The organism is Mesorhizobium sp. M0051 (genome assembly GCF_040323235.1).
Taxonomy (GTDB): Bacteria; Pseudomonadota; Alphaproteobacteria; order Rhizobiales; family Rhizobiaceae; genus Mesorhizobium.
The window spans coordinates 1-7,964 of the sequence record NZ_JAMYUT010000070.1; the positions used below are offsets into that span (position 1 = coordinate 1).

Genomic DNA, 7,964 nt, shown 5'->3' on the forward strand with positions numbered 1-7,964 from the left:
TCGAAAACCCCGAGCGCGCCTGGCTGGTCGTCGCCATGAGCTCGACGCTGGCCGGCAATTTCACGCTGCTTGGTTCGGTCGCCAATCTGATCGTCGCCGAACAGGCACGGGCCGCCGGCACGCCGCTGTCGTTCGGCGCCTTCTTCAAGATCGGCTTGCCGCTGACGCTGGTCACGCTTCTGGCTGGAACGGCATGGCTTGCATTGCGTTAAGGCGCCCCTTTCCCGATGCACAATAGGCTTTCCATACCGGAATTTCCGCTTCGACCTTGGGCGTCGCCTTTTCGAGCGCAACAGCCGATGAGGTTGGCCGGCAATCCGAGCCGCAATCGTATGCCCAAAAAGCAAACGCAGGTATATGCTCCGCAAGGCTGGCAGGGCTATCCTGGGGACTAGCTCTCACGCCGTATCCATCCATCCTTGGCAAGGGGGCCCCCAACGGATCGCCTGGTCATCTTGTCCAGCAGCAGATAGATCACCGGCGTCGTGAAAAGCGTCAACACCTGGCTGACGACAAGGCCGCCGACGATGGCATAGCCTAGCGGCTGGCGCAGTTCCGACCCGGCCCCATGCCCGAGCATCAACGGAACGCCACCGAGGATCGCCGCCATCGTGGTCATCAGGATCGGCCGGAATCTGAGCAACGCCGCCTGCCGTATGGCGTCTTCCCCCGATAGCCCTTGTTCGGCCTCCGCCTTGATGGCGAAGTCGACCAGCATGATGCCGTTTTTCTTGACGATGCCGATCAGCAGGATGACGCCGATCATCGCCACCAGCCCGAAATCGAAGCCGGCCACCATCAACGTGGCGAGAGCGCCAAGCGCTGCCGAGGGCAATGTCGACAGGATCGTGATCGGGTGGATGAAGCTTTCGTAGAGAACGCCGAGGATGAGGTAGACGACGACCAGCGAGGCGCCGATCAGCAGCGGTACGGTCGAGAGGGACTCCTCGAATGCCTTGGCGCTGCCCGCAAAGCTTCCCTCCAACGAAGCCGGCGGCTTCAGCGCGGCCATGGCGTTTCGCACCGCGGTCGTGGCAGTGCCGAGAGATGCACCAGTCGCAAGATTGAACGACATCGTCACCGCCGGAAACTGGCCTTGATGGTTGATGGAGACAGGCGCCACGCCGCGCGTCGTCCAGTGCGCGACATTGGCCAGCGGCACCAGGGTTCCCGACTGCGATTTGACGGAGAGGCGCTCCAGGGTCTCGACGTCCTGCTGCAGGTTTGGCAGCACCTCGAGAACGACATGGAACGTGTCGGTCTGCGTCGTGTACTGGCCGACCTGCCGCTGGCCAAAGGCGTCGTAGAGCGTTTCGTCGATAGTCTGAGGCAACACGCCGAACAGGGAGGCCGCTGCGCGGTCGACGGTCAGTGTCAGGGTCGGCGCCTGCTGTTGCTGGTCGCTGCCGACATCGGCAAGCTCGGGCAAGCCCTTGAAGGCCGCCAGCACCTTTGGCGCCCAGACGTTCAGTTCTTCGATATCGTTGTCCTCAAGCGTGTACTGGTACTGCGTCTTGGCCGGGCGTGCGCCGATGTTGATATCCTGCGCCGCCTGCATGAACAGGCGAATACCCTGCAGCTTGGCGACCTCCGGCCCGAGGCGGGCGATGACCTGCTGCGCCGAGACATCGCGCTGGCTCCTTGGCTTCAGCGTGATGTTGACATGACCCTGGCTGAGGGCGTTGCCGCCATTGCCTCCGCCTATGTCCATGAAAACGCTGTAGACGGCTGGATCCTTCATCACGACCGCGCTGACCTGTTCCTGCAATCTGGCCATCTCCGCGTAGGACACATCGGGCGCGGCTTGCGACAGGCCGCCGATAAAGCCCGTGTCCTGCTCCGGAAAGAAGCCCTTGGGGATGATGATGAACAGATAGGCGGTTGCGACCAGCGTCGCGAAGAAGACCGTCAGCGTCGCCCAGCGATGGCGAAGCACGACATCGAGACCTCGCCCATAGGGGCCCCGCAGCGCCTCGAAGGCGCGCTCGCTCCACTTGTAAAGGCGCCCGTGGCGGACGGCCCCGGCTGGCTTGAGCAGCCTTGACGCCATCATCGGCGTCATTGTCAGCGAGACGATTGTCGAGATGGCAATCGCGATGGTGAGCGTCAGGGCGAACTCGCGAAAGAGCCTGCCAACGATGCCGCCCATCGCCAGAACCGGAATAAGCACGGCGACGAGCGACAGGCTGATCGACACGATGGTGAAGCCGACTTCTTTCGACCCCTTGAGCGCTGCTTGGATTCGGCTCTCGCCCGCCTCGATGTGCCGGCTGATGTTTTCCAGCATGACGATGGCGTCGTCGACGACAAAACCGACAGCGATGACCAGCGCCATCAGCGACAGATTGTCGAGGCTGAAGCCGAACAGCCACATCGGCGCCAGCGCACCCAGCAGCGCCAGCGGCAGCGTCGCTGCCGGGATAAGCGTCGCCCGCACATTGCGCAGAAAGACGAATATCACCGTGACCACCAGCAGGATGGTGATCAACAGCGTGAACTGGACATCAGACACCGCGGCCCGGATCGTGGTCGTGCGGTCCGTCACCAGCGCGAGCTTGATCGAGGGCGGCAATCCTGCCTGGAGTTCAGGCAGTTCAGCCTTGATGCGTTCCACCACCTGGATGACATTGGCGCCGGGCTGGCGGAAGACATCGACGGCGATGCCGCGTTTGCCGTTCGTCCAATGCGCCATCTTGGCATCCTCGGGACCATCGACGGCCTGGCCAATGTCGCGGATCCTGACCGGGCCGCCGTTGCGATAGGCAACGACCGCATCGCTCCAACCGGCGGCATCGGTGATCTGGTCGTTGTTGTAGATCGGGAAGGTTCGCTTGCCTTCATCGAGATTGCCCTTCGGACCGCTGACGCTCAGACCCTCAATGGCGGTGCGCACATCCTCGAGCGTTACGCCCGCTGCCCCCAAGCGTCCCGGATCGACGGAAATGCGGATCGCCGGCTTCTGCCGGCCACCGATATTGACCTGGGCGACGCCGCTGATCTGGCTGATGCGCTGGGCGACCCGGGTTTCGATGAACTCATCGACGTCTATCAAGGACAAGGTGTCGGAGGTGGCAGACAGTTGGAGAACCGGTGCGTCGGCCGGATTGACCTTATGGAACGAAGGCGGCGAAGGCAGATCCTTTGGCAATTGTCCGCTTGCCGTGCTGATCGCCGTCTGGACATCGCTGGCCGCCGCGTCGATATCGCGATCGAGGTCGAACTGAATGGTGATCTGGGTCGTGCCCAGCGAACTCGACGAGGTCATCTCGGTGACGCCGCTGACCTTGGAGAGCTGCGTCTCCAAAGGCTGCGCCGCCGACGAGGCCATAGTCTCCGGAGCCCCTCCTGGGAGATTTGCCGAGACCTGGATCGTTGGGAACGCAATCTCTGGCAGCGCCGAGACCGGAAGCCTCGGATAAGCGAAGAGGCCGATCAGCAGGATCCCGGCCATGCCGAGCGTCGTGGCGACCGGATGGCGAACGAAGTGGTCGGAGGGCCCCGCGCTCATGGCGCGGCTGTCGTCGCAACAGGGGTGCCACCACCGATGGCGTTGGCGGGTTGCTGAACGCCACCTGGATTGGCCAGATCCGGATTTGCGGAAACGGCCACCGCCGTCCCATCACCAACCTGATCGCGTCCGTCAGAGACAATCTTGTCGCCCGCCGCAATGCCCCTGGTCACAAGCGTCATGCCGTCGGTCTCGACGCCGGATTCGACCAGACGCCGGCTGGCCTTGCCATCAGTGCCAACAACATAGGCATAAAGTCCGCCAACGCCGCGCGAAAGCACTTCGTCGGGAACGACAACACCATGCAGCACCGCCGTGGTCAGCCGGGTTGCGACGGGCAGACCGGGCCAGAGTTTTCCGTCCTGATTGTCGAAAGTGGCGCGCAATTTTATCGAGCCGTTGGCGGAATCGACATTGTTGTCCATCAACGTCAGTTTGCCGCGGGCGAGAACCGTTCGCGTGTCCGTAGATAGCGCCTCCACCGTAGCGACGTTGTCCTTCATCGCTTGGCGGATTTCGCCGAAGCGGTCCCCCGGCGCGACGAACACGACGCCAATCGGGTCGAATTGGGTAATCGTTACGATGCCTGTCGAGGAAGCAGTGCTGACTATGCCGCCGATATCGACGGACCGGAAGCCGGTCCGTCCCGTGATGGGCGCCCTGATCGTGGCATAGCCGAGTTGCGTAAGGGCGCTGCTCGCCGCCGCTTCGTCGGATTTTACAGCGGCGTTCAATTGCTCGACCGCCGCCGCCTTCTGGTCCAGCGTCTCGGCGGCGACAATATCTTTCTTGGCAAGCGCCGAATAGCGGGCAAGGTCGTTGCGCGCATTGTCGAGTTGAGACATGTCCTGCGTCTCCTTGGCCTCCGCCACCGCCAGCGCCGCCTGCAACTGTCGGGGGTCGATCTGCACGAGCACGTCGCCCTGGTGGACGACATCGCCTTCGGTAAAAGGCATGCTCAGGATTTCTCCGTCGATCTGGGTTCGAACTGTCACGGTTTGCAGCGGCGCGACTGTGCCGATACCCGCGATGACCTTTTGGACAGTGCCCACGGTCGCCGAAACGACGCTGACGTGAATGGCTGTTGGCCCGCTCGAAGCCTGACCGGCGGTCGTGGACGAAGCCCTTGGCTGAACGATGTCCTGGGCGGTCGACCCATGCATGGCGGCTCCTGCGGCTGCCAACAGGCAGGCAAAGCCGGCCCAAGCCACGAGCTTAGTCCGTATCCCCCACTTTATCATTGGATGCCCCTCTCGCGCGCAAGCACGTTCCGGAAACTGGGCTGGATGAGCACCGTGACCTCCATTCATTTCGGGCAGACGGCCGCTGGCTTACCGGCCGTGATGCCAGGCTCAGCCGGGTGCGCCCGGCGTGACGATATCGACGCCACGGCCATGCAGGCGATCGGGCAGGCCGCGCGGACCCGGCCGTGGTGGCTTCAGGCTTTCGGCACGGCCGTCGGCATGGACGATGATGTCGCCGTGGATGAAGCCATCGTCGAAATGGCCCTGTACGGTCAGCGCCTCGCCAGCGGTGACGAGCTTGCCACCCTCGCCGCGCCGACCGGTCTCGACCAGCGCACGGCCGCTGCCGTCGTCGATGACGAACTTGTCGCCGAAGATTTCGACGACCTTGCCCTTGACGGCAACGACGCTGTAGGGCGCGAGCGACGAAATGGGTATGGGCTGGATGAGCATGGTGGTGTCGCGGGGCGCGTCCAACGCCATGGCGCCGGCGCCGGCAATAACTCCCAGCGCAACCAGGCCGGCGGCGAAGATGCCGGTCAGATAGGGTCGACGAGCGCGCCGGCTATCGGCCGGCTTGCCGGGTCCGGCCGGATTTGAGCTGCTAGCTGTTTCAGTCATGACATTCGTCTTTCCTTGGCTGTGGTTGAATGGGAGACTTTTACCGCAGGTTCCGCGAATCCAGCCTGAACCAGGTCGTTCAGCTTCAGTTAAGCCGGCGGGCGTAGGACCCGATTCTGAGGCAGGCGTAAGGAAGCCGATTCAATGAAGGTGCTGCTCGTCGAGGACGACCTGTCGATCGCCGGCCAGTTGGCAGAAGCGCTGCGCGGCGAAAACTTCGTCGTCGATATCGCCCGCAATGGCGAGGACGGCCAGCATCTCGGCGACACCGGCGCCTATGATGTCGCCGTTCTCGATCTCGGCCTGCCGAAGATCGAGGGCAAGGCCGTGCTCAAGGCATGGCGGGCAGCGGGGCGCAACCTGCCAGTGCTTATCCTGACGGCGCGCGATGGATGGTCGGAAAAGGTCGAGGGTTTCAAGGCCGGCGCCGACGACTATCTGACAAAACCGTTCCGGACTGAGGAACTGATCATGCGGCTGCGCGCGCTGGTGCGGCGCGCTGCCGGTCATGCCCAGACAAAAGTTACCTGCGGCCCGCTCGCCTTCGACGCGCAACTCGGCACTTTCGAGTTCGATGGCCTGCCGCTGAAGCTGACAGCGCTGGAATGGCGCGTGCTGTCCAGCCTGATGCTGCGCAAGGAAGTGGTGGTGACGCGCGCCGACCTTCTGGAGCGGGTCTATGAAGGAGATTCCGATATCGATTCCAATTCGCTCGAGGTGATCGTTGCCAGGCTGCGCCGCAAGATCGGCCACCGACACATCGAAACCATACGTGGCCTCGGCTATCGGCTGACGGCGGGCGAAACATGAGGTTCATCCCGCGTTCGCTCGCCGGCAGGCTGCGGCTTGCAGCGGCTGCCGCTATCATCGTCGCATTGCTTCTGGCCGGCATCGCCATTGCGCTGATCCTGCAGCGCTTCGTCATCGGCCAGATCGACCAGCGGCTCGACGGCCAGGTCTTCGCCATAGCGGCGGCACTGCAGCACGACGGCGATGGGAAGATGACGGTGACGCCAATGCTCAACGGGCCGCCCTTCGATCGCCCGGGATCTGGCTGGGCATGGCAGGTCACAGGATCGGACGGCGAACTGGTGTCGGCCTCGCTGGCCGGCCTGGGCGCTCTACCGCTGCCGCCGGTCCATGGTAGCCGCTTCCACAATTTCCCAGGATTGTCGAAATTGCTCGGGTCGCTCGATACGTTCGGCCGGCCCGCGCCCGCGGACGGGCCGGGACCGGACGGCCAGGCCCTGCACTGGCGCATCCTTGCCGCGCCTTTCGACAAGCAAACTGTGACCGTGGCTGCGGCGGCGCCTTACCGCGCTATCTATGGGCCGCTGCGCGAAGCCCTGGTGCCGCTGGCGCTGGCGTTGATGGTGCTGGGGCTGTTGCTGTTCGGTGCCATGCTGGCGCAGGTGCGTCTCGGCCTGCGACCGCTGGCCGCTCTGCGAGCCGGCCTTGCCGATATCCGCGCCGGCAGGCGCACGTCGATTTCCACCGACCAGCCGAGCGAAATCCTGCCGCTGGTCGAGGAAGTCAACAGCCTGCTCGCCGACAATGCCGAAGGGCTGGCGCGCGCCAGGCGCCATGTCGCCAACCTTGCGCATGGATTGAAGACGCCGCTGGCAGCGCTTGGTCTCGCACTCGAGCGCCAGTCGACCAAGCCCGCCGACGGCATGATGCGCTCCCAACTCGACCTGATGGACCGGCTGATCCGCCACCACCTTTCACGCGCACGCACCGCAGTTCTATCCGGCCCGGCACGCGCCAGCACCAATGTTGCGGAAAGGTTGGCCGATCTCACCGGCATGATAGCCAACGTGCACCGAGAGCGCGGGCTCAGCTTTCATGTCGATGCTGCGACCGATGTTGCGGTTGCCGCCGAAACGCAGGATTTCGACGAAATCCTCGGCAACCTGCTCGACAATGCCTGCAAATGGGCGCGCTCAAGCGTCACCGTCACGGCAAGGGCCGATGCCGGCCACGTCACGATCGACATCGATGACGATGGCACTGGTCTCGACACGGCGGCGATGCCGGAGGTGATGCGGCCGGGGCGGCGCATCGACGAGGCGACATCAGGCTATGGCTTCGGCCTGCCGATCGCCGCTGAACTCGTGGAGCTTTATGGCGGCAGTCTTGAATTGTCGCGGGCAAATAGCGGCGGGCTGCGGGCGCGGGTGATTTTGCCGCAAGCACTCTGATTATTGAGAGCCAGCTTTCGGACCCTTTTTGCCGGCGCCGCGCCAAGGTTTGAAATACCCCGAACGGGAGGAACCCGATCTGGGGAAAGGAATTCGAACAGGGACTTTTGCGAATGACATTGATGAGCGCGGCGGCCCTGCTGATCCTTGTCCTGACTTACGCCGGTGTCGCCGTTGGCCGCATCCCCGGCCTGCGCCTCGACCGTGCGGGGATCGCGTTGCTCGGCGGGGCGGCGATGATCGCCATCGGCGCGCTCAGCATGGAGGACGCCTACCGGACGATCAATTTCGACACCATCACGCTTCTGCTCGGCATGATGATCGTGGTCGCGCATCTGAAAGTGTCGGGCGCTTTTCGCGGCCTTGGCGCCATCGCCATCGAACATGCGC

Annotated in this window: 6 protein-coding genes and 1 pseudogene; 4 read left to right on the forward strand and 3 right to left on the reverse strand. The window is 63.7% G+C overall.

The window, feature by feature from the left end:
• A pseudogene (locus NKJ90_RS32905) lies at positions 1 to 212 on the forward strand (anion transporter); the annotation flags it as partial.
• 179 nt (positions 213 to 391) lie between these two features.
• On the opposite strand, the gene NKJ90_RS32910 reads toward NKJ90_RS32905, so the two are convergent.
• The 3 genes from NKJ90_RS32910 to NKJ90_RS32920 all read right to left on the reverse strand — a co-directional run bounded on the left by NKJ90_RS32910 (position 392) and on the right by NKJ90_RS32920 (position 5,373).
• A complete protein-coding gene (locus tag NKJ90_RS32910; protein WP_023763163.1) occupies positions 392 to 3,508 on the reverse strand; it encodes an efflux RND transporter permease subunit in 3,117 nt (1,038 codons plus the stop codon).
• The gene (locus NKJ90_RS32915; RefSeq protein ID WP_023763162.1) at positions 3,505 to 4,671 is read right to left on the reverse strand and encodes an efflux RND transporter periplasmic adaptor subunit; all 1,167 of its coding nucleotides are present in this window, start codon (positions 4,669 to 4,671) and stop codon (positions 3,505 to 3,507) included. The genes NKJ90_RS32910 and NKJ90_RS32915 overlap by 4 nt, the downstream gene beginning before the upstream one ends.
• A gap of 189 nt (positions 4,672 to 4,860) precedes the next feature.
• On the reverse strand, positions 4,861 to 5,373 hold the full coding sequence (locus NKJ90_RS32920) for a hypothetical protein (RefSeq protein WP_023763161.1): 513 nt from the start codon (positions 5,371 to 5,373) through the stop codon (positions 4,861 to 4,863).
• A gap of 144 nt (positions 5,374 to 5,517) precedes the next feature.
• Here NKJ90_RS32920 and NKJ90_RS32925 point away from each other — a divergent pair, with 144 nt between their 5' ends.
• The 3 genes from NKJ90_RS32925 to NKJ90_RS32935 form a co-directional block, all read left to right on the forward strand.
• A complete protein-coding gene (locus NKJ90_RS32925) occupies positions 5,518 to 6,183 on the forward strand; it encodes a response regulator transcription factor (protein WP_023763160.1) in 666 nt (221 codons plus the stop codon).
• Positions 6,180 to 7,574: a sensor histidine kinase gene (locus tag NKJ90_RS32930; RefSeq protein WP_023763159.1), complete on the forward strand. Its 1,395-nt coding sequence runs from the start codon at positions 6,180 to 6,182 to the stop codon at positions 7,572 to 7,574. Before NKJ90_RS32925 ends, NKJ90_RS32930 begins: the two co-directional genes overlap by 4 nt.
• Before the next feature lie 113 nt (positions 7,575 to 7,687).
• Positions 7,688 to 7,964 (forward strand): SLC13 family permease (locus NKJ90_RS32935; protein WP_352487737.1); only part of this gene is annotated, 277 nt, incomplete at its 3' end.

Excerpts from the sequence above, each read along its gene's own strand:
- NKJ90_RS32910 (WP_023763163.1), bottom strand. The coding sequence starts at position 3,508 with ATGAGCGCGGGGCCCTCCGACCACTTCGTTCGCCATCCGGTCGCCACG.
- NKJ90_RS32915 (WP_023763162.1), bottom strand. The coding sequence starts at position 4,671 with ATGCATGGGTCGACCGCCCAGGACATCGTTCAGCCAAGGGCTTCGTCC.
- NKJ90_RS32920 (WP_023763161.1), bottom strand. The coding sequence starts at position 5,373 with ATGACTGAAACAGCTAGCAGCTCAAATCCGGCCGGACCCGGCAAGCCG.
- NKJ90_RS32925 (WP_023763160.1), top strand. The coding sequence starts at position 5,518 with ATGAAGGTGCTGCTCGTCGAGGACGACCTGTCGATCGCCGGCCAGTTG.
- NKJ90_RS32930 (WP_023763159.1), top strand. The coding sequence starts at position 6,180 with ATGAGGTTCATCCCGCGTTCGCTCGCCGGCAGGCTGCGGCTTGCAGCG.